This is a genomic window from Aquibium carbonis, from assembly GCF_003970795.1.
Taxonomy (GTDB): domain Bacteria; phylum Pseudomonadota; class Alphaproteobacteria; order Rhizobiales; family Rhizobiaceae; genus Aquibium; species Aquibium carbonis.
Genome location: NZ_RWKW01000034.1, coordinates 1 through 20,935, shown reverse-complemented (window position 1 = coordinate 20,935; position 20,935 = coordinate 1). Strand labels below are relative to the sequence as shown.

23 protein-coding genes and 1 tRNA gene are annotated in these 20,935 nt (G+C 67.2%); 8 read left to right on the top strand and 16 right to left on the bottom strand.

Annotation, left to right across the window (positions count from 1 at the left end; genetic code table 11):
• Positions 1-68: 68 nt before the first annotated feature.
• The 6 genes from EJC49_RS09680 to EJC49_RS09655 form a co-directional block, all read right to left on the bottom strand.
• Positions 69-410 carry a hypothetical protein gene (locus EJC49_RS09680; RefSeq protein WP_126699707.1) on the bottom strand — a complete coding sequence of 114 codons (342 nt, stop codon included), beginning with the start codon at positions 408-410 and terminating at the stop codon, positions 69-71.
• Complete coding sequence (locus EJC49_RS09675; protein WP_126699705.1) at positions 407-1,369, bottom strand: ArdC family protein; 963 nt, start codon at positions 1,367-1,369, stop codon at positions 407-409. Before EJC49_RS09675 ends, EJC49_RS09680 begins: the two co-directional genes overlap by 4 nt.
• Before the next feature lie 340 nt (positions 1,370-1,709).
• Positions 1,710-1,786: transfer RNA gene (locus tag EJC49_RS09670), tRNA-Arg, on the bottom strand.
• A 159-nt stretch (positions 1,787-1,945) separates the two neighbouring features.
• The gene (locus EJC49_RS09665) at positions 1,946-3,451 is read right to left on the bottom strand and encodes a sensor histidine kinase (RefSeq protein ID WP_126699703.1); all 1,506 of its coding nucleotides are present in this window, start codon (positions 3,449-3,451) and stop codon (positions 1,946-1,948) included.
• Positions 3,452-3,501: 50 nt separating this feature from the next.
• On the bottom strand, positions 3,502-4,929 hold the full coding sequence (locus EJC49_RS09660; RefSeq protein ID WP_126699701.1) for a dihydrolipoyl dehydrogenase family protein: 1,428 nt from the start codon (positions 4,927-4,929) through the stop codon (positions 3,502-3,504).
• 59 nt (positions 4,930-4,988) lie between these two features.
• Positions 4,989-5,759 (bottom strand): TVP38/TMEM64 family protein, encoded by a 771-nt coding sequence (locus EJC49_RS09655; RefSeq protein ID WP_245453337.1) that lies wholly within the window; start codon positions 5,757-5,759, stop codon positions 4,989-4,991.
• A gap of 383 nt (positions 5,760-6,142) precedes the next feature.
• On the opposite strand from EJC49_RS09655, the gene rpmH reads away from it, so the two are divergent.
• The 5 genes from rpmH (at position 6,143) to yihA (ending at position 9,899) form a co-directional block, all read left to right on the top strand.
• Positions 6,143-6,277 carry a 50S ribosomal protein L34 gene (rpmH, locus tag EJC49_RS09650; RefSeq protein ID WP_008833937.1) on the top strand — a complete coding sequence of 45 codons (135 nt, stop codon included), beginning with the start codon at positions 6,143-6,145 and terminating at the stop codon, positions 6,275-6,277.
• Between the two features lie 20 nt (positions 6,278-6,297).
• Complete coding sequence (gene rnpA, locus EJC49_RS09645) at positions 6,298-6,666, top strand: ribonuclease P protein component (protein WP_126699699.1); 369 nt, start codon at positions 6,298-6,300, stop codon at positions 6,664-6,666.
• Positions 6,650-8,458, top strand: coding sequence for a membrane protein insertase YidC (gene yidC / locus EJC49_RS09640; RefSeq protein ID WP_126699697.1), 1,809 nt, complete (start codon positions 6,650-6,652; stop codon positions 8,456-8,458). Before rnpA ends, yidC begins: the two co-directional genes overlap by 17 nt.
• Positions 8,459-8,521: 63 nt before the next feature.
• Positions 8,522-9,169 carry a CatB-related O-acetyltransferase gene (locus tag EJC49_RS09635; RefSeq protein ID WP_126699695.1) on the top strand — a complete coding sequence of 216 codons (648 nt, stop codon included), beginning with the start codon at positions 8,522-8,524 and terminating at the stop codon, positions 9,167-9,169.
• Between the two features lie 67 nt (positions 9,170-9,236).
• Entirely contained in the window at positions 9,237-9,899 is a 663-nt protein-coding gene (yihA, locus tag EJC49_RS09630; protein ID WP_126699693.1) for a ribosome biogenesis GTP-binding protein YihA/YsxC, read from the top strand.
• Here the strand turns inward: yihA and EJC49_RS09625 are convergent.
• The 3 genes from EJC49_RS09625 to EJC49_RS09615 are packed head-to-tail and all read right to left on the bottom strand — an operon-like array spanning position 9,886 to position 12,222.
• Positions 9,886-11,253, bottom strand: a complete 1,368-nt coding sequence (locus EJC49_RS09625) for a sensor histidine kinase (protein WP_126699691.1) — start codon at positions 11,251-11,253, stop codon at positions 9,886-9,888. The two genes, yihA and EJC49_RS09625, sit on opposite strands and share 14 nt — an antisense overlap.
• A 1-nt stretch (position 11,254) precedes the next feature.
• A complete protein-coding gene (locus EJC49_RS09620; protein WP_126699689.1) occupies positions 11,255-11,914 on the bottom strand; it encodes a response regulator transcription factor in 660 nt (219 codons plus the stop codon).
• The gene (locus EJC49_RS09615) at positions 11,914-12,222 is read right to left on the bottom strand and encodes a PepSY domain-containing protein (protein ID WP_170314671.1); all 309 of its coding nucleotides are present in this window, start codon (positions 12,220-12,222) and stop codon (positions 11,914-11,916) included. Before EJC49_RS09615 ends, EJC49_RS09620 begins: the two co-directional genes overlap by 1 nt.
• A 130-nt stretch (positions 12,223-12,352) precedes the next feature.
• Here EJC49_RS09615 and EJC49_RS09610 point away from each other — a divergent pair, with 130 nt between their 5' ends.
• Positions 12,353-12,706, top strand: a complete 354-nt coding sequence (locus EJC49_RS09610; protein ID WP_126699686.1) for a PepSY domain-containing protein — start codon at positions 12,353-12,355, stop codon at positions 12,704-12,706.
• A gap of 66 nt (positions 12,707-12,772) precedes the next feature.
• Here the strand turns inward: EJC49_RS09610 and msrB are convergent, their stop codons facing one another.
• The 4 genes from msrB to EJC49_RS09590 form a co-directional block, all read right to left on the bottom strand.
• Positions 12,773-13,285 carry a peptide-methionine (R)-S-oxide reductase MsrB gene (gene msrB / locus EJC49_RS09605; protein WP_126699684.1) on the bottom strand — a complete coding sequence of 171 codons (513 nt, stop codon included), beginning with the start codon at positions 13,283-13,285 and terminating at the stop codon, positions 12,773-12,775.
• A 184-nt stretch (positions 13,286-13,469) separates the two neighbouring features.
• The gene (locus EJC49_RS09600) at positions 13,470-14,021 is read right to left on the bottom strand and encodes a fasciclin domain-containing protein (RefSeq protein WP_126699681.1); all 552 of its coding nucleotides are present in this window, start codon (positions 14,019-14,021) and stop codon (positions 13,470-13,472) included.
• 137 nt (positions 14,022-14,158) lie between these two features.
• On the bottom strand, positions 14,159-14,887 hold the full coding sequence (locus tag EJC49_RS09595) for an anti-sigma factor (protein ID WP_126699679.1): 729 nt from the start codon (positions 14,885-14,887) through the stop codon (positions 14,159-14,161).
• Positions 14,884-15,423, bottom strand: a complete 540-nt coding sequence (locus EJC49_RS09590; RefSeq protein ID WP_126699677.1) for a sigma-70 family RNA polymerase sigma factor — start codon at positions 15,421-15,423, stop codon at positions 14,884-14,886. The genes EJC49_RS09595 and EJC49_RS09590 overlap by 4 nt, the downstream gene beginning before the upstream one ends.
• 183 nt (positions 15,424-15,606) lie before the next feature.
• Here EJC49_RS09590 and EJC49_RS09585 point away from each other — a divergent pair, with 183 nt between their 5' ends.
• Complete coding sequence (locus EJC49_RS09585; RefSeq protein ID WP_126699675.1) at positions 15,607-17,106, top strand: amidase; 1,500 nt, start codon at positions 15,607-15,609, stop codon at positions 17,104-17,106.
• Positions 17,107-17,193: 87 nt separating this feature from the next.
• Positions 17,194-18,090: an acetylglutamate kinase gene (gene argB, locus EJC49_RS09580; protein ID WP_126699673.1), complete on the top strand. Its 897-nt coding sequence runs from the start codon at positions 17,194-17,196 to the stop codon at positions 18,088-18,090.
• Between the two features lie 29 nt (positions 18,091-18,119).
• On the opposite strand, the gene EJC49_RS09575 is transcribed toward argB, so the two are convergent.
• The 3 genes from EJC49_RS09575 to EJC49_RS09570 form a co-directional block, all read right to left on the bottom strand.
• Positions 18,120-19,574 (bottom strand): GMC oxidoreductase, encoded by a 1,455-nt coding sequence (locus EJC49_RS09575; RefSeq protein ID WP_126699671.1) that lies wholly within the window; start codon positions 19,572-19,574, stop codon positions 18,120-18,122.
• Entirely contained in the window at positions 19,571-19,744 is a 174-nt protein-coding gene (locus tag EJC49_RS25605) for a hypothetical protein (protein ID WP_170314670.1), read from the bottom strand. Before EJC49_RS25605 ends, EJC49_RS09575 begins: the two co-directional genes overlap by 4 nt.
• Positions 19,745-19,910: 166 nt before the next feature.
• Complete coding sequence (locus EJC49_RS09570) at positions 19,911-20,816, bottom strand: DMT family transporter (RefSeq protein ID WP_126699669.1); 906 nt, start codon at positions 20,814-20,816, stop codon at positions 19,911-19,913.
• Between the last annotated feature and the right edge of the window lie 119 nt (positions 20,817-20,935).

Below are 20,935 nucleotides of genomic sequence, written 5' to 3'. Positions count from 1 at the left end.
GAAACCCCGACCCCTCTCTTCCTCTCGGCTGCGCCGGCCAACGCCAGCGCAGCCATCGGCCGGAGCGGTCACAACGCGAATTGCCGGGGGCGTTCGTCGTTGATGCGGTATTTGCAGCGCAGCGCCTCGATGGCGCCGTTCTGCCGCTCGGCCCTCCGGCGCAGGCGGTCAAGCTCGGCCTGCGCGGCATCCGTCATGCGATCGAGGACGCGGCGGTATTCGGCCTCGTCGGCGCCGGTCCACCGGCTCATCCGGCGATGATACCAGCGCGACTTCGGACGCCGCCTGATGGTCTCGGCCTCCGCGCCGTCGCAAAGCCGGCGCTCGACAAGGGCGAGGTTGTGTCGGGTTTCCGCAAGGCTCGCCTCCATTCGGGCGAGCGCCGTGCGCAATTGCGCGTAGGTCATCATGCCGCCCTCCTGTCGATCGAGGAGACGGCCTCGACGGCGGGCTGCTCGTCCGCAGGCAGGAAGGAGAGCAGCCAGTCGGCCGCCTTGCTTGCTTGCGACGCGGCGCGGAAAATGGCGCGGTTGTCCTCCCGCATCGTGTCGATCCACGCGCCGATGTAGTCGGCATGCCGCACGGTAGGCTTGATGCCGAGCGCCGCGCAGCAGAACGCGCTCGAAAGTTCGGCAACGCATTCCTCGATGAAATATTTCTTCGAGCCGAAGGAGCCGCCGAGATCGCGGCCGAGACGCGAGTGATGGCCGCTGGCGTGCGACAGCTCGTGCAGGGCCGTGCGGTGCCAGTTGATCGGCTCGAAGAAGGCGGCTGGCGGCGGCACGACCACATAGTCGAGGGCCGGGACATAGAAAGCCCGGTCGCCGCCGATGCGGAAGTCGATGCCGGTGGCCTTGATGAGCGCCTCGACCGTGGTTTCGATCTGGCCGGGCGGCGGAGGCGGCGCGGCGACAGTGACATCTTCGGGAAGGTTCTCGCATTGCGCCGTGTTGAACACGGTGAAGCGCTTCAGGAAGGGGATCGCCTGGGCTTCCTCGCCGGTTTCGCGGGCGCGCTGCTTCTCGTCATCGGGGATGAAGCGATCGGCATAGACGACGGTGGTGCCGCGCTCGCCCTTGCGGACATTGCCGCCGAGCGACAGCGCTTGGCGGAAGGTGAGCCAGCCCTGGCCGGGGAACCCGCGCTCAACCACGGCGCCCCAGAGAAGGAGGATGTTGATGCCGGAATATTGCCGGCCGGTGGCGGCATTCTTCGGCAGGCCGAGGAGCGCGCCGGCCTCGGGCGTGCCCCAGGGCTGGACCCAGGGCACGCGACCGGCCTCCAGCTCGGCGATGATCTTGTCGGTGATGTCGTCGTAAAGGTTCGTCCGGTCCGAGCCGGCGCGAGCGCCGCGGTGATGTCTGGCCATCGGGATTGTCTCCGCGACGGGCGCCGGAAGCCTCTCTTCCAGCCCTCAACCCGTCACGGCAAACCCGGCCAACCTCTCGCTCTAGGGGGCGTTGCGGGGTCTCCCCGCAGAAGGGGGTGCGCCGGCAACGAAGTGCCGGCCAGGGGGAAGGCTTTCCCCCAAGACCATCATCAAATTCGCCCACTAGCGATCAAAAACTGGGATTCATGCGCTGTTGGTGCTGATGTTTCTCGCCCATCCGTCGCGAAAACCCCAGACTAAAACCCAGACTAAAATGGATTTCTATGCTGGGGAGCCGTTGCTAAAAGGAGAGAAAATAAAGTGATTTCAGTGAGTTAAGTGGCGCGCCCGAAAGGATTCGAACCTCTGACCCCCAGATTCGTAGTCTGGTGCTCTATCCAGCTGAGCTACGGGCGCGCATCGGCGAAAACGTCGCCGTTCGGTGACTGGAGAGTTCCGGTCGCCGAGCGAGTTGGTACCTAATGAAGCCGGCGGTGAAAAGCAAGCGGGTTCCGGCAAAGTTTTTCGCCGGCCATCGTCATCCCCGGCCGAACCGGAGCGCAGCGGAGGAGCGCGTCAGGCCTCGCGGGCGGGGCGGTGCAGAGTGCGGCGGGCATCCTGGAGCCGGACCGGCTGGTCGGGGATGAGGATGGAAAACAGCGTGCGGCCGCCGATGCTCTCGACGAGTTCGATCGTGCCCCCATGGGCGCGCACGAGCTCGTGCGCGATGGCCAGGCCCAGCCCCGTACCGCCGCTGCGCGCGGAGCCCCGGAACGCGGCGAAGAGGTTGTCGCGCGCCTTGGCCGGCAGACCGGGCCCGGTGTCCTCGACGAAGATGCGGCTGACCGAGCCCTCGCGCTCGGCCGAGACCGTCAGCCGGCGGACGACGGCGCCGTCCATGTCGGACGACATCGCCTGCACGGCGTTGCGGGCGAGATTGGTGAGGATGCGGAACAGCTGCTCGGAATCGGCATCGACCTCCAGGCCGGGATCGACGGCGTTGACGCATTCGATGGCGCTGCCCGTGTCGAGACCGAGCATGGAAAAGACGTCGTCGACGAGGCGCGACAGCCGAAGGATGCGGCGCGCGGGCGGCGGCTCCTGCGCCCGGCCGTAGGCCAGGACGCCCTCGGTGTAGCTGACCGCGCGGTCGATGGCGCGGAGCAGCTTCGGCGCGATCATCTGCACGGACGGGTCGTCGACCGACTGGAGGCGGTCGGACATCAGCTGCGCGGAAGCGAGGATGTTGCGCATGTCATGGTTGATCTTGGAGACCGCGAGACCGAGATCGGCCAGATGCTTCTGCTCGCCCAGCGTGCGCTGCAGCTGCGCCTGCATGGCCGACAGCCCCTGCTCGGCGACGCCCAGTTCGTCACGACGGCCACTGGGCCGCAGGATGCGCGTCGGATCGTCGGGCGCCGCGGCGAAGGCGACCATCGAGTTGCGCAGTTCGCGAATGGGCCGGATCATGATGGCGTGGATGGCGAAGAAAACCAGGGCGGCGGTGATCAGCGAAATCAGGAGCGAGAGGATCGCGACGTTGCGGGCATAGATCAGCATGGCGTCGCGCAGCCCGCCGTCGGGAATGATCAGCTCGAACTCCATGTCGCTCTGGCCGACGCGGCCGAAGACACGCAGCATCCGGTCGCCGCCCGAAACCAGCGTGTCGAGCGCGCCGAACATGGCCTCGACCGGCTGCACGCGCATGGGCTGGATGTGCTCGTCCACCCGCGGCGGCATGTCGGACACGACGAGCAGACGCGAGACGCCGTCCGTCCGCACCGCAATGGCCTTGGCACCCAGCGCCATCAGCACGTCGTTGCGCAAGCCGGGCGACAATTCGCCTGCGTCGCTCTGGACGAGCACGACGCTCGCAGCCGCCGCCGTCGCCAGGCGCTCCTCGAGCCAGCGCAGGCGAAAATTGGCGATCGAGGGAATGAAGATCAGCACCTCGGCGATCAGCACGAACAGGATCGTCAGGCCGAGCAGCTTGGTCGACAGCTTGCGCGGCCACGGCACGGCACCGAAATCGGCCCTGGCCGCGACCCCTTGTCCGCCTTCCTCACCCTTGCCGACGGCCATCCGAAAAGTCTCCGCGTCACCGCCCCGAACCGGCCGGTCACGGACCCGCATCACCCGAAGAGCCGCAGGAAACCGATGAGTCGCCGCACCAGCGGCTTACGCGCCGCACTGCTAAAGTAGGACATCGAGGCCCGTTTGCCAATTTCGCTCATGGTCGGGTAGGGCGGGACATAACCCGCCATGTCGCGGACGGAGAGCTTCTTCGACACGGCCAGCGCCCACAGGTTGATCATCTCGCCCGCGTTCGCGCCAACGATGGTAGCGCCGAGAACTCGACCGCGACCGTTGGTGACGAGCTTGATGAAGCCGGTGGTGGCGCGTTCGGCCTGGGCGCGGTCGTTCTCGGCATAAGGCCAGCGCATGACATGGAACCGTCCGCCGCGCTTTTTCGCCTCCGCCTCGGTCAGGCCGACATGAGCCAGTTCGGGATCGGTGAAGGTGACCCAGGGAATGATGTCGCGGTTCTCTCTGGCGCGCAGGCGAAACAGGATCGCGCGGATGACGAGACCGGCGTGGTAGCCCGCCACATGGGTGAACTGCAGGCCGCCCGCGACGTCGCCGATCGCATAGACGCGGCGGTTGGTGGTGCGCATCGACGGCGTCACCTCGATGCCGCGCCGGTCATGCGCGATGCCCGCGGCGTCGAGGCCGAGACCCTTCACGTTGGCCGCGCGTCCCGCCGCCACGAGGAGATGGGTGCCCTCGACGGTGCCGGCGCCGGACCCGCCTTCGACGCGCAGGCGCACGCCGCCGCCTTCGGGCGTCTCGACACCGACGACCTTGGTGTGCTCGCAAATGACGATGCCTTCGGCGCGAAGCCGCTCCAGCACGACGGCGGTGAGTTCGGGATCGTCCTTGCCGAGCGCGGCGGCGGCTTCGACCACCGTGACGGCGCTGCCCAGCCGCCGATGCGCCTGGGCGAGTTCCATGCCGATGGGGCCGCCGCCGATGATGACGAGATGGCCGGGCTGTTCGACCCGCTCGAAGATGGTCTCGTTGGTGTCATACGGGACCTGATCGAGGCCCGGGATGGGCGGCACCAGCGGCGAAGAGCCGGTGGCGACGACGAAACGGCGTGCGCGGATCTCGACGTCCCCCGCCACGACCGTGTCGGCGTCCTTGAAGCGGGCGGCCTCCTGGATCACCTGGACACCGAGGCCGGTGAACCGCTCGACGCTGTCGTGCGGCGCGATGGCGGCGATGACGGCGTGGATGTGGGCATTGACGGCGGCGAAGTCGATGCCGGGCTCGACCGGCGCGATGCCGAAGGCACCCGGATGGCGCATGTGGTGGGCATGCTTGGCGGCGGCGATCATCGCCTTGGACGGGACGCAGCCATAGTTCAGGCAGTCGCCGCCCATCCGGCCCTTCTCGATCAGCACGACGGGGACGCCGAAGGCGGCGGCGGCAGCGGCCACCGACAGGCCGCCGGAGCCGCCGCCGATGACGCAGATGTCGGGTTTCAGGATGGTCGTCATGCTGCCCTTTCCGGCGCCCGCTGCGCGGACCGCAGGGCGCGTCTCGTCCGACGAACCGCTCAGGCCACCTTGCGGTTCCTGAACGCCTTGATGGCCGTCGGGATTGCCGCCACGACCGCCAGCAACGCGAAGGCGATGGTGATTTCCGGCGTCACGAGGTCGCCGATCGAGATCTCCCGACCCGATTCTCCCGCTGCCGCCAGCACACTGTCGAGGCCAGTACCGAGATAGGCATAGGCGAAGGTGCCGGGCAGGATGCCGATGAAGGTCGCCGCGACGTAGGTGCGCACGGGCACGTTGAACAGCGCGGGCGCGATGTTGATCACCCAGAACGGGAAGATCGGCGCAAGACGCAGCACGAGCAGGTAGCCGAAGGCGTCCTTCTCGAAGCCGTCGGCGAGCCTGGCGACACGTTCGCCGAGCTTTCGGTGCAGGACGTCGCCGAAGGCGCTGCGGGCGGCCAGGAACAGGGCGGTGGCGCCGAGCGTGGCGGCGAAGGCCACGACGACGCCGGCGACCGCCCAGCCGAAGAACAGGCCCGCGACGATCGTCAGCACCGAGGCCGCCGGAAAGGAGAAGGCCGTGGCCAGCGCATAGGCGACGAACAGGCCAACCAGCGAGAGGGCGTAGTTGGCCCCGATATAGGCGCCGAGATCGGCGCGGCTTTCGACCAGATGCGTGAGCGACAGGAAGCGATGCCACCCCATGGCATAGCCGAAGCCCAGCCCCGCCAGGATGATGGCGATCGGCAGGAAGCGCAGCAGCGACCTGTAGCGGTTCTCGTCCGCCCCGTGCAGGGCCTTGTCGGCCATCATCGCTCCCTGGCGCATTGCCTCTGCTCCATCGTAGCCGTCCGTGACCCGATGTCGAACGGTCGTTTGCGGCGCCGGCCTCGCGGAGAGGATGCCAAAGCACCCGCTCACGTCCGCCAAGCCGCCTTCCCAGCCAGATGAGCCTTTCGCGACGATGCCACAAGCACCGGCCGTGCGATCTCACCGGCAATTGACGCCGTCAGGCAGGCCGGTCACCCGTTCGTGAGCGGGCCCGCAGCGGTCTGTTCGGATAATTGACTCCGAAGGCCGCCATGCCTATAAGCCGCGCACGTTCGGGTCCACGGCCCGGCGCGGCATTCGCCGTGGCCGTGACCCTTGCGCCCGCTCCTGCTCAGCAGAGACAGAATCAAGAAGGGCCGCACTCCGCGGTATCAAAAGAAATGAAGCGCACCTACCAGCCCTCCAAGCTCGTCCGCAAGCGTCGGCACGGCTTCCGCGCCCGCATGGCAACCAAGGGCGGCCGCGGCGTCGTCGCAGCCCGCCGCAACCGCGGCCGCAAGCGGCTGTCGGCATAGCCGGGGCCGGCCCGACCGCGATGTCGAGCGGCGCCCCGAGCGGACGCCCGCCCTTGCGGCTCAAGAAACGCGCGGACTTTCTCGCGGCCCAGCGCGGCGAGAAGCGGCGCGGGCGGCTGTTCTTGCTGGAAGTCCGGGACCGTGGGGATGCCGAAGCGCCCCGCGTCGGGTTTACCGTGACCAAGAAGACGGGTAACTCGGTCGTTCGAAACCGCGTTCGCCGTCGTCTCAAGGAAGCGGTGCGCGTGCATGCCGCTGGTGACATGGCGGCGGGCAAGGACTATGTGATTGTCGGGCGCCGCGAAGTTCTCGCCGCCCCGTTCGAGGCCTTGAAGGCCGAGCTTTCCCGACGAATTCGCGGAACCGCCCCTGATGGAAAACAATCGTAACTTCTTCATCACGATCGCCTTGTCGATCCTGATCCTCACGGTGTGGCAGGTGTTCTACATGAACCCGCGCATCGAGAGGGACCGCGAAGTCGCCCGCATCGAGCAGGAGCGCGCCGCCCAGGAAGACACCGCGACCACGCCAGGCGGCGAAGGCGCGGCGATCCCGGGGGCGCCGGCCGGCAATGTTCCAGGTGGCGCGCTGGGCACCGGCGTGCTGGACCGCGAGGGCGCGCTGGCGGCGGGTGGCCGGGTGCGGATCGATACGCCAAGCCTGACGGGGTCCATCAACCTCACCGGGGCGCGCATCGACGATCTGCTGCTCAAGGACTACCGGGTCACCGTCGAGAAGGATTCGCCGATCATCGACCTGCTGAACCCGGCGGCCCTGCCCACCGGCTATTTCGCGGAGATCGGCTACACAGGCGGTGCGACGCCGCAGGACTTCCCCGGCCCCGATGCCGTGTGGAGCGTGGAAGGCCAGCCGGTGCTGACGGCCGACAGCCCCGTTGCCCTGACCTTCGAAAGCCCGACGGGACTTGTGTTCACGCGGACCATCGCCGTCGACCGCGACTACATGTTCACCTTCACGGACACGATCGCCAATCCAGGTGGAGAGGCCGTCTCGCTGGCCAATTACGGTCGCATCACGCGCTTTTCCAAGCCGGACCACGCCAGCATCTACGTGCTGCACGAGGGCCTGATCGGCGTCACCGGAACGGAAGGCCTCCAGGAGATCGACTATTCCGACGTCGAGGACAAGCTGTCGATCACGCCGTCGAAGTCGACCAACGGCTGGCTTGGCATCACCGACAAGTACTGGGCCGTCGCGCTGGTGCCGCAACCCGGCCAGCCGTTCCAGCCGCGCTACACCTACCAGACCGACCAGCGCGCCCGTTATCAGGCCGACTACCTGACCGACGCGCTGACCATCGCGCCCGGCGCGACGCAGACGGTGGAGACGCGCGTCTTCGCCGGAGCCAAGGAAGTGGCGCTGATCACCGGCTACGAAGAGCGCTACCAGATCCAGCGCTTCGACCTCCTGATCGACTGGGGCTGGTTCTACTTCATCACCAAGCCGATGTTCTACCTGATCGACTGGCTGTTCCGCCTGCTCGGCAATTTCGGCCTGGCGATCCTCGCCACCACCGTCGTCGTCAAGGCCATCTTCTTCCCGCTCGCCAACAAGTCGTACAAGTCGATGGCGAACATGAAGAAGGTGCAGCCGGCCATGCTGGAGATCCGCGAGAAATACGCGGACGACAAGATGAAGCAGCAGCAGGCGATGATGGAGCTCTACAAGACCGAGAAGATCAACCCGATCGCCGGCTGCTGGCCGATCCTCATCCAGATCCCGGTGTTCTTCGCGCTCTACAAGGTTCTCTACGTCACCATCGAGATGCGGCATGCGCCGTTCTTCGGCTGGATCCAGGATCTGGCCGCGCCGGACCCGACCTCGATCTTCAACCTGTTCGGGCTCCTGCCCTTCGCCGTGCCGGCCTTCCTGATGATCGGCGTATGGCCGCTGATCATGGGCGTGACCATGTTCCTGCAGATGCGCATGAACCCGACGCCGCCGGACCCGACGCAGGCGATGATCTTCAACTGGATGCCGGTTGTGTTCACCTTCATGCTGGCGACGTTCCCTGCCGGCCTCGTCATCTACTGGGCCTGGAACAACTTCCTGTCGATTCTCCAGCAGGGCATCATCATGAAGCGCCAGGGCGCCAAGATAGAACTCTGGGACAATCTGATGGGCCTGTTCAAGAAGAAGCCGAAGCAACCGGCGGAGTGACGAACCCTCTCTTGCGTTCCGGGCCCGCCTCGCGCGGGCCCTTTTCGTTGAAAGGAGCCAGACATGCACGGACCCGAACCGAACGATCCGCACCCGATGCCGGGCTTTCCCCGCGTCGGGTTCCTGAAGCCGCTGGTGACGCAGGCCAACATCGAAATCGGCGACTACACCTACTACGACGACCCGCACGGCCCGGAGCACTTCGTCGAAAAGTGCGTGCTCTACCACTACGACTTCGTCGGCGACCGGCTGGTGATCGGCCGGTTCTGCGCGCTGGCCGAGGGCGTCACCTTCATCATGAACGGCGCCAACCACGCCGCCGGCGGCTTCTCGACCTATCCGTTCAACATCTTCGGCAAGGGCTGGGAGCAGGGCTTTAACCCGCAGAGCTGGGCGGACGAGATGCGCGGCGATACGAACGTGGGAAGCGACGTATGGATCGGCATGCAGGCGACGATCCTTCCCGGCGTGACCATCGGCGACGGCGCGATCGTGGCCGCAAAGGCGGTCGTCAGCTCAGACGTCCCGCCCTATGCGGTCGTGGCGGGCAACCCGGCGCGGGTGGTCAGGATGCGTTTCGACGAGGCCACGGTGGCAAGGCTTCTCGCGGTCGCCTGGTGGACCTGGCCGGTGGAGCGCATCTCGCGCCATCTCGATGCCATCAGGGGCGCCGACATCGACCAGCTCGAGAGCGCCGCGCGCGCCGGATGACCGCTCCCTGTTGCATCCGCGGCAACGGCGGACTACGCCACCTCTGAATGCCCCGGAAAGGGACCCGATGACGACGCCGAGCACGCCGACACCCCTCGAGACCATTCTTTTCGCCAAGCCCTGGGTGTTCATCCGCGGCGTGCCGTCGATGAAGTTCCTTCCGCCGGAAGGCCCGCCGGAAATCGCCTTCGCCGGCCGCTCCAACGTCGGCAAGTCGTCGCTGATCAACGCGCTGGTCGGGCAGAAGGGCCTGGCGCGCACGTCGAACACGCCGGGCCGCACGCAGGAGCTCAACTACTTCGTTCCGGATGGCTATTCGGGCGCTGAGGGCGACCTGCCACCGATGGCGCTGGTGGACATGCCCGGCTATGGCTACGCCCAGGCGCCCAAGGATCTGGTCGACGCCTGGACGACCCTGGTCTTCGACTACCTGCGCGGCCGCGTGACCCTGAAACGGGTCTACCTGCTGATCGATTCCCGCCACGGCATCAAGGCGATCGACGGCGAGGTGATGGCGTTGCTCGACAAGGCGGCCGTGTCCTACCAGATCGTGCTGACCAAGGCCGACAAGATCAAGCCGCCGGCGGTCGTCAAGCTGATCGGCGAGACGCTGGAGAAGATCCGCAAGCGGCCCGCAGCCTTTCCCGAAGTGATCGCCACGTCGTCGGAAAAGAGCGCCGGCCTCGACGACCTTCGCGCCGCAATCATCCGCGCGGTCACCGGCCGCTGAGGACGACTGGTGCAGGCGGCAGGCTGAAGCGCACGCAAAGCCCGCCGTGGGCGGCAACCGAGAACTCGAGCTCCGAACCGTAGGCCGACAGGATTTCCGACACGATCGCGAGGCCAAGCCCAGCGCCGCCGGTTTCGTCGAGCCGCGCGCCCCGGGCCAGAAGGCTGCGCATGGTGACAGGATCGGCGCCTTCGCCGTCATCGCAGACCCGGACGGACACGGCCGCCCCTTCCAGCCGGGCGACGACGTGCACACTGGTCCGCGCGGCGCGGGCGGCATTTTCCATCAGGTTTCCAAACAGGTCGTGCAGGTCGTTGTCGTCGGCTGTCGACCGGAGGTCGCCGGGCACCTCGATCCGGTAGTCGAGCGCCTCGCCGGCCGGCGTCAGCCGAAGCGTGCGCACGATCGCCTCGACGACCGGCCGCAGCGGCGCGCCATCCGCGGTTTCCGGACGCAAGCGGGCGCGCGTCAACTCGCGTTCGACGACCCTTTGCATCGAGGCGGCCGTTGCCGCGACGCTGTCGGCCAGATCGGTCTCGCCTCGGGCTCGAAGACGTTGCGTATCGGATGCCAGCGCGGTCAGGGGTGTCTTGATACCGTGCGCGAGGTCGGCCGCGCGGTTGCGCGCCTTTTCCATTTCCTTCGCCCGCTCGATGAGGAGGCCGTTGATCTCGGCGACCAGCGGCGCAATCTCGACGGGCACCCGGTCGGGCAAGAGAGGTGCGTCGCCGGAGCGGATGCGGCGCAGGCCGCCGCGGACGTCGGCGAGAGGGGCGAGGCCGGCCCGCACCTGAAACCAGGCCCCTACCAGAATGACGAGGCCGAACACCGCCAGCGCCGGAAGCAGGTCGAGGGCGAAGCCGCGCTTCAGCGCGTCGAACTCCGAGGTGGCGACCGCCGCCGCGATACGCAGCCGCCGGTCGCGTCCGCCGTCGACGATGATCACGGTGGTTTCGCGCACCAGAAGCGGCTGACCGTCCGGCGCGACCGAACGCGCGATCGTCGAACGGCCGGGCTCCACCGGGCTCGAGGCGACGTCCAGGGCGGCATCCCACAGCGACACCGAGCGCAGCGAGGGCGGGCCGTCTGCCTCGGCGACCTGCCAGTAACGTCCCGACAGCGGCGTCCGATAGGCCGGGTCCGACGGCTCGCGCGCGACGGCGAGATCGCCCTGCGCGGAAAATGCGACGTTGCCCGCCAGAACCGCGATCGTGTTGTCCAGTTCCTGCGCTGCCCGTCTCTCGACATGCCGGCCGAACAGGGCGACGAGGCCGGCGCCTGCGATCGCCAGCGCCAGCAGGACGCCGAAGACGGCAAGCAGCAGGAGCCTGACCCGGATCGAACGCGGCTTCATGTCAGCTGCCGCCGACGAGGTAGCCGAAGCCGCGCCGCGTCTCGATGAAATCACCGCCGATCTTGCGCCGCACGCGACCGACCAGAACCTCGACCGCGTTGGATTCGCGATCGTAGTGCTCGGCCTGAAGATGCTCCGCCAGTTCCTGCTGCGGTACGACGCGGCCGGCATTGTGCATCAGGTAGGAGACGAGCCGGTACTCCTGCGGCGACAACGACAGGGCGGTGCCATTGCGGGTGACGCGCATCTGGCGCGGATCGAGGAGCATCGGGCCGATGGCGATTTCGGCCGACGCATGGCCGCCGCGACGCCGGATCACCGCCCGCAGCCGCGCCAGCAGTTCCTCCATGGCGAAAGGCTTGGGCAGGTAGTCGTCGGCGCCCGCGTCGATGCCTTCGACGCGTTCCCGCCAGGTGCCCCGTGCCGTCAGGATCAGGACCGGAAAATCGCGCGTCTCCGCCCGCCAGCGCTTCAGCAGGCTCATGCCGTCGAGCCCGGGCAGGCCGAGATCGAGCACCACGGCCGCGTAGTCCTCTGTAGAGCCGCGAAACCACGCCTCCTCGCCATCGGACACCGCTTCGACGAGGTAGCCGGCCGCCAGAAGCGCCTCTTCCACGTCGAGGCGGATACGGCGGTCATCCTCGACCAGCAAAATGCGCATCAGTCGTCCTCGTCCACGTCCAGGATGCGGCCGGTGCGCGCGTCGATCTCCACTTCGAGGACACGGCCGTTTCGCTGCAGGATCTTGATCTCGTAGATGATGCGCCCGTCATCGTCGTCGAGTTCGGCCTCCACGATCCTGCCGGGGAACTGCCCGAGCGCGATCTCCGCCAGCCGGGCGAAGGGAAGGAACTCGCCGGAGCGCGTGCCGCGCCAGGCGCGTTGCGCGTCGTCGTCATCGGCCAGGGCCGACGCCGGAAGGATCAGCACGAGCAGGAGCACGGAGGCGAGGATTCGCGCGAAGGCCATGGCGTCTCTTGTAGCACGGCGGATGACAAAACGCTGACAACCGCGCTCAGCCATCGGTCATGCGGACCCTGCGAGAAAAGAGGGGCAATCCGGCGGCACGGCGTCGCCGGACGAAAGAAAGGGATAGACCATGTCCGAACTCAGAACATCCTTCACCGCCATCGCCTTCCTCGCCCTGGCCGGCACGGTTCCGGCCCTCGCCGACGACGACCGCTGCAGGGTCGGGAACACCGGCTGGATGAGCATCGCCGCCGCCAGCGAGAAGGCCAGGGCCGCCGGCTACACCGCCTTCGAGATCGAGCGCGACGATGGTTGCTACGAGATCAAGGGCACCCGCCGGGGGGGCGGCTGGGTCAAACTGAAGATGCATCCCTCGACCGGCGACATCGTCCGCGTCAGCGACCGGAGCCGGGGCGACGACGACGATCGCTACGATGACGACGATGATCGCTACGATGACGACGATGATCGCTTTGACGACTGACCACGCGACAAGCTCCGGGGTCACCGGCTGATGGCCGGCGACCCCGGTCGAAACCGTGGCCGCAGCCTATGCGTCTTCGGCCGGACGGAAGGTCAGCGCCAGACCGTTGATGCAGTGGCGCTTGCCGGTCGGGGGCGGACCGTCGTCGAATATGTGACCGAAATGGCCGCCGCAACGGCGGCAGTGGACTTCGGTGCGGACCATGAAGAGCGACCGATCGCTCTTGGTGCCGACGGAATCGGGGAGTGCGTCCCAGAAGCTCGGCCAACCGGTCCCTGAATCGAATTTGGTCTCGGACGCATAGGCCGGCAAGTCGCAGCCGGCGCAGTGGAAGGTGCCCCTACGCTTTTCGTCGTTGAGCGGGCTGGTGAAGGCGCGTTCGGTCGCCTCCTCGCGCAGCACGGCATATTGCTGCGGCGACAGCAGCGCACGCCATTCAGCTTCGGTGCGGGTCACTTCGAAGCGCGCGTCGCTGCTGGCCTTCGCGTCGGAGCCGAAACCGAACAGGCGCATCTGCGAACCTCCTGCGATGGTGGCGACGGCGGCTGCCGCGGTCGCTAGCAATGTACGGCGTTTCATGGCGTTTTCTCCTCTGCCCAGGATGTAGGCGTTGAAGCGGTCACGACAAAATCAACTCGGCTTGAGATCGGCGAACGACCGTATCACGACCTCACCATACGCGATGTCCCGCGCCATGGCGGGCGCGGGACGAGATAACCTGCCAGCGCTCGAGACACCGACAGGAAGGAGCGGTGAAAGCCGATCAGGACGCCGGCAGGATGACCTTGTCGATGACGTGGATCACGCCGTTCGACTGGTCGACGTCGGCGATCGTGACCGTGGCGACGCCGCCGGTCTGGTCGGTCAGCGTGACCTTGTCGCCGTCGAGCTTGGCCTGGAGCATGCAGCCGCCCAGCGTCTCGACATTGGCGGTTCCGCCGCCGGCATTGATCATCTCGACGACGGCCGCGGCCATCACCTCGGCGCCGACCACGTGGCAGGTGAGGATCTTGGTGAGCTGATCCTTGTTCTCGGGCTTCAGCAGAGTCTCGACGGTGCCGGCCGGCAGCGCGGCGAAGGCGTCGTTGGTCGGCGCGAAGACGGTGAACGGACCCGGGCCCGACAGCGTCTCGACCAGGCCAGCCGCCTGGACGGCTGCGACCAGCGTGGTGTGGTCGGCCGAGTTGACCGCGTTCTCGACGATGTTCTTGTCGGCGAACATGGCCGCGCCGCCGACCATCGGGTTGTCCTGGGCGAAGGCGGCCGCGGAGAAAGCGACGGCGCCGGCGAGAAGGGTAGCGGTGAGAATACGCATGAGCTTCAGTCTCCCTGATTGAATAGCTTCCCCGTTTTCGGCGGGGCAATGGGAGACACGAGTCGTCCGAGCGGTAAGTTTCGCGGCGTTGCGATCACGAAAACGTCAGGACGGCGTGAGCCGGCCGGCGCAGGCGGTCAGATGTCGCGCAGGTCGCCGGCCGCGACCACCGGGCCGGTCGGCTGGCCGGTCGGCGAACCGCCCTGCGGTTCGAGGCTGATGGCGAAGACCGCGCCCTGCTCGATCTTCACGCGAAGAGCCTGGTCGACCGCCAGGTGCACCGTCGAGCCGGCTGGGATGACACCGAGGGATACCGGCGGCCGGTCGCCCTCCACGACCCAGAGCTCGAAGTCCCTGCCGGTTTCGCGCTCGCCGGTGACGTGCGAGAGGCCGATGTCGGCGGTGCGCGCGTCGTAGACGACGAAGTAATGCACGTCGCTCTCGCGCGGGGCGAGCGATGCTACGAGGCGGTTCGTCTGCGGTTCGCTCTGTTCGAAGAGATAGGGCTGCGCAGCGAGGACGACGACGGCGAGAACGGCCGCGACGGCCAGACCGCGCCAGAAGGCGAGGCTGTGCCACAACCCGCCGCGCGCGGCCGGTGCGCCCGCGGAAGCGGCCGTTACGTCAAACAGGCGCTCGTCCAGCCTCCGCTTGACCGAAGCGGGCGGCTCGACGGGTTCGAAACCGTCCTGCATGGGCGCGAGGTTGGCCTCCCAGCGCTCCACGAGACGTGCGAATTCGGCATCGCCGTCGATGCGCGCCGCGACCGCACGCCGTTCCTCGGCAGACAGGGCCCCCACGACGTATTCGGCGGCGAGAATGTCGTCGCCGCCGCCATCCTCGCCAAACTCCCCGGCCCGCGTCATGCTTCGAGGCAATCCCTGAGTTTCAAGAGGCTGCGGCGCAGCCAGGTTCGCATGGTGTTCAGCGGCACGCCGAAGCGCTCCGCCAGGTCGGCGTAGGACTCGCCCGTCAGATAGGCGCCGCGCACCGCATCGGCCCGGTCCTTCTCGAGCGTTTCCATGCATTGGAAGATACGCACCCGCTCGCTTCCCGCAAGGGCCAGCGCCTCCGGTCCCGGGCGCGGATCGGCGACGTCGACCGCTTCGGCGAGGTCGGCCGAAGCGGCGCGCCGCGCGCGGATGCGATCGATGGAATGGTTGCGCGCGATCGCGACCAGCCAGGATATCGGGCTGAGATCGGAGACCGCGAAACGGTCGGCCTTGGTCCAGATCTTGACGTACACCTCCTGCAATGCCTCCTCGGCCTCCGCGCGATCACGCAAGACACGCAGGCAGACGCCGAAGAGTTTCGCGCTCGTGTGGCGATACAAGAGGTCGAACGCGCCGCGATCCTTCAAGGAGGTGCGGACGATGAGCTTGGTGATGTCGTGCGGAGTCATGTCCCTCATCCTCGCCCGTCGGGACGTCGGTGCTGTCAGTTCGGCGGCGTTGGGCACCATGGTCATGGCAGGATATACGCAAACGAGGCGCGTATGGATTTCTGTTCGCTTCCGGGTTGTCGCCGGACACCACATTGCCAGTGCTGCGGCCGAAGGCTAGCCTCTCTGCGACGAGGAGGGCCCATGAACGAGTTCGAGACACTCCTGTGGGAAAACGACGCAACGGGCCTCGCGGCGCTCGTGCGATCCGGGGATGTCGCGCCGGCCGAACTCGTCGAGGCTGCGATCACCCGCGCCGAAGCGACCAGCCACGACATCAACGCCATCGCCGAGAAGCTCTTCGACCAGGCGCGGGCGATGGCCCGCACGGTCGACCGGGCGCTGCCCTTCGCCGGCGTGCCCTTCGCGATCAAGGATCTCGCCATGGGCATCGCGGGCGTACCGATGCATTCGGGCAGCCGCGCGCCGATGTTCGTCCCCGAGGTCAACTCGACGCTGGTCGACCGCCAGATCGGCGCAGGGCTGATTCCGATCGCGACGTCGACGACGCCCGAATATGGGCTGCGGCTGGTGACGGAATCGGCGCGTTTCGGCGTCACCCGCAATCCCTGGAACAATGCCCACGTGACCGGTGGTTCCTCGGGCGGCGCGGCGGCGCTGGTTTCGGCCGGCGTGGTGCCGATGGCGCATGCGTCCGACGGCGGCGGCTCGATCCGCGTGCCGGCGGCCTGCTGCGGCCTCGTGGGGCTGAAAACCTCGCGCGGGCGCACCCCCGCCGGGCCGTTGTTTTCGGAGACCTGGTTCGGTTTCGTGGTCGAGCACGCGGTGACGCGGTCGGTTCGCGACACGGCGCTGCTGCTCGACCTCACGCATGGTCCGGACGCCACCGCGCCCTATGCGGCGCGGCCGCAGAAGGGCGCCTTCGCAGCGGCTGCGGCGCGTGCGCCGGGACCGCTGGCGATCGGTGTTTTCCGCCGCTCGCCGCTGGGTCTCGGTGTGTCCAGGGAAACGCTGGACGCGCTCGACCAGGCTGCGGCGCTGGCCAGGGAAGGCGGGCACGCGGTGACGGAGATCGACCTGCCGATGATCGACCGGACCTTCATGGCCGATTTCGCGCGGACCGTCGCCTCGTCGATCGCCGGGCTGATGCGGCTGGAAGCGGTCCGCAACGGCCGCTCGATCCTCGGTGACGTGGAGCGCGCCACGCGCGTGCTGGCGCGATTCGGCGAGGTGATGTCGGCCGGCGAGCTCTATGCCGGGCTGGAGCGCCTGCATGCCGCCTCACGCGCGCTGATCGCACACACGGCGCCGTTCGACGCGGTACTGATGCCCGTCATCGCACATCCGCCGGTTCCCGTCGGCGGCATGGACGCGAGGGGTGTCGACGAGACGGTCGAGAACGTCCTCGACAGGCTGCGGCTGACGCGGCTTCTGTCGCTCGACCCCATCTTTTCCCAACTGATGGACAAGAGCCTGTGGTTCACGCACTGGCCGGCGATCCAGAACGTGACGGGCCAACCGTCGATCGCCATGCCGGTGCACGTGACCGCGGAAGGACTGCCGATCGGCATCCAGGCGGCCGGTCGCCCCGGCGACGAGGAGACGCTCCTGTCCTTCGCCGCGCAGATGGAGACTCTGTCGGGCTGGACCTGCCGGCGGGCGCCGCTGCGCCGCCCGGGCTGACGTTCGGCCGGCACCGCGCGATTGCCCCTGCCCGGCTTTCCCGCTATGACGCCGGCCGAACCCAATCCAGGCCGGGACGAGAAATCGATGACCAGCGAGAAGGCCGCCACGGCGGCGGAACAGGCACGGCTGCTCTCGGCCGCGCTGCCCTACATGCAGCGCTACGAGAACAAGACGGTGGTGGTGAAGTATGGCGGCCATGCCATGGGCGATGCCGAGCTCGGCCGCGCCTTCGCCCGCGACATCGCGCTTTTGAAGCAGTCGGGGGTCAACCCGATCGTCGTGCATGGCGGCGGGCCTCAGATCGGCGCGATGCTGACCAAGATGGGCATCGAATCGAAGTTCGAGGGCGGCTTGCGCGTCACCGACCAGAAGACGGTCGAGATCGTCGAGATGGTGCTCGCCGGCTCCATCAACAAGGAGATCGTGGCGCTGATCAACGCCGAGGGCGAGTGGGCGATCGGGCTGTGCGGCAAGGACGGCAACATGGTCTTCGCCGAGAAGGCCAAGAAGACCGTCACAGATCCCGATTCGAACATCGAGCGCGTGCTCGACCTCGGCTTCGTCGGCGAGCCGGTGGAGGTCGACCGCACGCTGCTCGACCTCCTGGCACGCTCCGAGATGATCCCGGTCATCGCGCCGGTGGCGCCCGGCCGTGACGGACATACCTACAACATCAACGCCGACACTTTCGCCGGCGCCATCGCCGGCGCGCTGGGCGCGTCGCGCCTGCTCTTCCTCACAGACGTACCGGGCGTGCTCGACAAGGACAAGAACCTGATCGACGAACTCACCGTCGCGCAGGCCAGGGCGCTGATCAAGGACGGCACGATCTCGGGCGGCATGATCCCCAAGGTCGAGACCTGCATCGAGGCGATCGAGCGCGGCGTGCAGGGCGTGGTGATCCTCAACGGCAAGACACCGCATTCGGTGCTGCTCGAACTGTTCACCGAGCACGGGGCCGGCACGCTGATCGTGCCGTAAAAACACCGCAGGCTCGTCGAGCGCCTGGCTCAGGCTTTCGACGGACCTGCTACGACGACACGCCCGAGATGATCGCCCAGCCTCAGCGCCAGCGCGGTGAGGCTCGTCGTCGGCGTGCACTGACCGCTGGTGGCGAAGACCGACGAACCGGCGACATAGAGATTGGCCATGCCGTGAACCTTGCAGTTCGCATCGACGACGCTGGTCGCCCGGTTTTCGCCCATGCGCGTGCCTCCCATATGGTGATTGCCGGCGATTTCCATGTCGTCGGGCCAGTCGCCGCCGTCGCGTACCCAGTCGCTGATCCGGATCCGCCCGAGATCGTTGCGGGCGAAGGTCTCGCCGAACATGCGGATGCCTTCCAGCATGGTGCGGCGGTCGAGATCGTCCTTTCTCCAGTGGAGTTCGATGCGGGGAATACCGGCGGCGTCGCGCTCGGTGGTCGAAAGTGACACGCGGTTGTGCTCGCGCGGCGGCTGCTCCCAGGCCATGTGCAACCTCGAGGCGCAGGTGAGGCGAAGGCCCAGCGTCTCCGCCACCCATTGGGTGCTCTCCGGCGCCATGCATGCCGTCCCGGCGATGTACTTCTTGATGCCGTGATAGGGCATGGACTCGACCTGGACGTGGAAATTGAGAACCTCTCGCGCCGCCATTGCCTCCGCGCTCGGGGTGAAGAACGCGTCGCCCTCGGCGTCGAAACGCATGGTGTCGGTGTCGGTGACGAACCCCATGCCCACCTCGAACATCGGATGTTCCATCCAGTAGCGGCCGAGCGCTCGGGCATGCGGGACCACGCCGCCGTTCGAGCGTTCGTTCGACCAAAGCAGCAGGCGTGAATTCTCCAGCCCGCCAGTGGCGACGACGAAGTATGGCGCGACGAGTTCACCCGCTTCCGCCCCGCGCGAACGGATCCTGGCCGCGGTCACCGCCGCGCCGTCGCCGACCAGTTCGTCGACCTGGGTGTTGAGCACGAGCGCGATCATCCGGCTCTCGGCCAGCAATGGGGCGTATTTCTCGCGAAAGCGCACCGGATGGGACTTCTGCATCTCGAACCAGCGGAACTCGCTGGAGATCGCCCGGTCGGCCTGGAAGGGGGCGAGATCCAGCACGTCGCGCGTCTCGTCCAGAAACGGTTCGATGTCGCCCCGCCCGATCGGCCAGCCGGTGTGCTCGACATAGGCCTTCGGCTCGAAGTCATGGGCATCGAGCACGCGGCACCAGCCGGCCCAATGGTTGGACGATCCACCGAAATAGCGCAGGCGGGTCACGTCGAGGTCGAAATAGTGGTCCCCGATCACGTCGCCGCGATAGGCGTCCTGTGCATCCTCGGTCCATTCGTCCGCCCCGGCCTCGAGTACGACGCAAGGCACCTTCGCGGCAGCGAGCTTGAGTGCCACGGAGAGGCCCGCCGGTCCCGAACCGATGACGCAGACGCGAGGCGTGAAGCTGGAAGCCTGGAAAGCGGCGGCGTCCTGGAAGATCATGCCCGGTCTCCCTCGACGTCGCTGCGCTTCAGGATCCAGCCGTCGACCTCGACGATGTCGGAGGACGCCGTCGGGCGAATGACGCGATGGAGAAGGGCGAAGGCCGGCAGGGCGAGCAACGCGGCGAGGACCGTCCGTCGCTTCAGTCTGTCGTCGGCATTCTGTTTCATCGGTGGTCTCCGGTTCGGCTGGTGGCAAGCGGCGCGTTCTCAAATCGGCACGCCGGTCAGAACCAAGCCAGAACCGTGCCATGACGGCCCTAAACACCCGTCAAGCAGGTGTTCCTCTTGCGATCGGGGTTATCAGACCGTTAACCGAGGCAAAGCCGCCGCCCGTTCAGCCCAGCACGAGCAGGAGCAGGATGCCCGCCACGATCATGACGCAGCCCAGCGTTTCCAGCAGGTTGATCCTCTCGCGGAAGAAGAAGACCGACGAGGCGAAGGTGAAGATCATCTCCACCTGCGCCAGAGCCTTCACGACGGCCGCCTGTTCCAGAGTCATGGCCATGAACCAGCCGAAGGACGCGCAGGCGCCGGCCGCGCCGACGACCAGCGAAGGTTTCCAGGCGCGGCCGATGCGGGCGATCTCGGCGCGATCGCGCCAGAGCATCCATGCGCCCATCAGGACGGTCTGGAACAGGATGACGAAGGCCAGCGTGACGGCGGCCTGCATCATGAAGTTCGGACCGCCGAGCGCGATCGAGGCGGCGCGATAGGCGACGGCCGAAATGCCGAACATGGCGCCCGACGCAAGCCCGATCAGCGCCGTGCGGCTGATGGTGGAGACGAAGATCGCCTGCCAGGTCAGGGGGACGCGGGCAACCGAGATCATCATCACGCCGAAGACACTGACGGCGATGGCGGCCAGCGTTCCGGTCGTCACCCGCTCGCCCAGGAAGAGGAGGCCGAACAGCGCCGCCTGCGCCGGCTCGGTGCGCGAATAGGCGGTGCCGACGGCAAAATTCCGGAACGAGAACAGGTGGACGAGGAGGAAAGTGCCTGCAATCTGCGCCACACCGCCGAGAACGGTCCAGGCGAAGAATGCAGGGTTGGGTCGCGGAATCTCGTAGCCCATGATCAGGTGTAGACCGAGGACGAAGGTCAGCGCGAAGGGAACGCCGAAGCCGAAGCGCACGAAGGTGGCCCCGGTCGTTCCCATCACCCCTTTCAGATGCTTCTGCATCGCCGACCGCAGATTCTGCAGGAAGGCTGCGGCAAAGGTGATCGGGATCCAGGGTTCCATGCAAGTCCAGACGGATGGCGAGGGCGCTACCGATGCGCGCGACGCGCCTTAAAGCGTGTCGCGCCCAATCCGATTCATTCTGTTTCTCGTTTGGGGAGGCGATCCACGAGAAGGATGGC

What these genes read in the sequence shown, in the direction of transcription:
- EJC49_RS09680 (WP_126699707.1), bottom strand. Translation starts at nt 410, where the DNA reads ATGATGACCTACGCGCAATTGCGCACGGCGCTCGCCCGAATGGAGGCG.
- EJC49_RS09675 (WP_126699705.1), bottom strand. Translation starts at nt 1,369, where the DNA reads ATGGCCAGACATCACCGCGGCGCTCGCGCCGGCTCGGACCGGACGAAC.
- EJC49_RS09665 (WP_126699703.1), bottom strand. Translation starts at nt 3,451, where the DNA reads ATGGCCGTCGGCAAGGGTGAGGAAGGCGGACAAGGGGTCGCGGCCAGG.
- EJC49_RS09660 (WP_126699701.1), bottom strand. Translation starts at nt 4,929, where the DNA reads ATGACGACCATCCTGAAACCCGACATCTGCGTCATCGGCGGCGGCTCC.
- EJC49_RS09655 (WP_245453337.1), bottom strand. Translation starts at nt 5,759, where the DNA reads ATGCGCCAGGGAGCGATGATGGCCGACAAGGCCCTGCACGGGGCGGAC.
- rpmH (WP_008833937.1), top strand. Translation starts at nt 6,143, where the DNA reads ATGAAGCGCACCTACCAGCCCTCCAAGCTCGTCCGCAAGCGTCGGCAC.
- rnpA (WP_126699699.1), top strand. Translation starts at nt 6,298, where the DNA reads ATGTCGAGCGGCGCCCCGAGCGGACGCCCGCCCTTGCGGCTCAAGAAA.
- yidC (WP_126699697.1), top strand. Translation starts at nt 6,650, where the DNA reads ATGGAAAACAATCGTAACTTCTTCATCACGATCGCCTTGTCGATCCTG.
- EJC49_RS09635 (WP_126699695.1), top strand. Translation starts at nt 8,522, where the DNA reads ATGCACGGACCCGAACCGAACGATCCGCACCCGATGCCGGGCTTTCCC.
- yihA (WP_126699693.1), top strand. Translation starts at nt 9,237, where the DNA reads ATGACGACGCCGAGCACGCCGACACCCCTCGAGACCATTCTTTTCGCC.
- EJC49_RS09625 (WP_126699691.1), bottom strand. Translation starts at nt 11,253, where the DNA reads ATGAAGCCGCGTTCGATCCGGGTCAGGCTCCTGCTGCTTGCCGTCTTC.
- EJC49_RS09620 (WP_126699689.1), bottom strand. Translation starts at nt 11,914, where the DNA reads ATGCGCATTTTGCTGGTCGAGGATGACCGCCGTATCCGCCTCGACGTG.
- EJC49_RS09615 (WP_170314671.1), bottom strand. Translation starts at nt 12,222, where the DNA reads ATGGCCTTCGCGCGAATCCTCGCCTCCGTGCTCCTGCTCGTGCTGATC.
- EJC49_RS09610 (WP_126699686.1), top strand. Translation starts at nt 12,353, where the DNA reads ATGTCCGAACTCAGAACATCCTTCACCGCCATCGCCTTCCTCGCCCTG.
- msrB (WP_126699684.1), bottom strand. Translation starts at nt 13,285, where the DNA reads ATGAAACGCCGTACATTGCTAGCGACCGCGGCAGCCGCCGTCGCCACC.
- EJC49_RS09600 (WP_126699681.1), bottom strand. Translation starts at nt 14,021, where the DNA reads ATGCGTATTCTCACCGCTACCCTTCTCGCCGGCGCCGTCGCTTTCTCC.
- EJC49_RS09595 (WP_126699679.1), bottom strand. Translation starts at nt 14,887, where the DNA reads ATGACGCGGGCCGGGGAGTTTGGCGAGGATGGCGGCGGCGACGACATT.
- EJC49_RS09590 (WP_126699677.1), bottom strand. Translation starts at nt 15,423, where the DNA reads ATGACTCCGCACGACATCACCAAGCTCATCGTCCGCACCTCCTTGAAG.
- EJC49_RS09585 (WP_126699675.1), top strand. Translation starts at nt 15,607, where the DNA reads ATGAACGAGTTCGAGACACTCCTGTGGGAAAACGACGCAACGGGCCTC.
- argB (WP_126699673.1), top strand. Translation starts at nt 17,194, where the DNA reads ATGACCAGCGAGAAGGCCGCCACGGCGGCGGAACAGGCACGGCTGCTC.
- EJC49_RS09575 (WP_126699671.1), bottom strand. Translation starts at nt 19,574, where the DNA reads ATGATCTTCCAGGACGCCGCCGCTTTCCAGGCTTCCAGCTTCACGCCT.
- EJC49_RS25605 (WP_170314670.1), bottom strand. Translation starts at nt 19,744, where the DNA reads ATGAAACAGAATGCCGACGACAGACTGAAGCGACGGACGGTCCTCGCC.
- EJC49_RS09570 (WP_126699669.1), bottom strand. Translation starts at nt 20,816, where the DNA reads ATGGAACCCTGGATCCCGATCACCTTTGCCGCAGCCTTCCTGCAGAAT.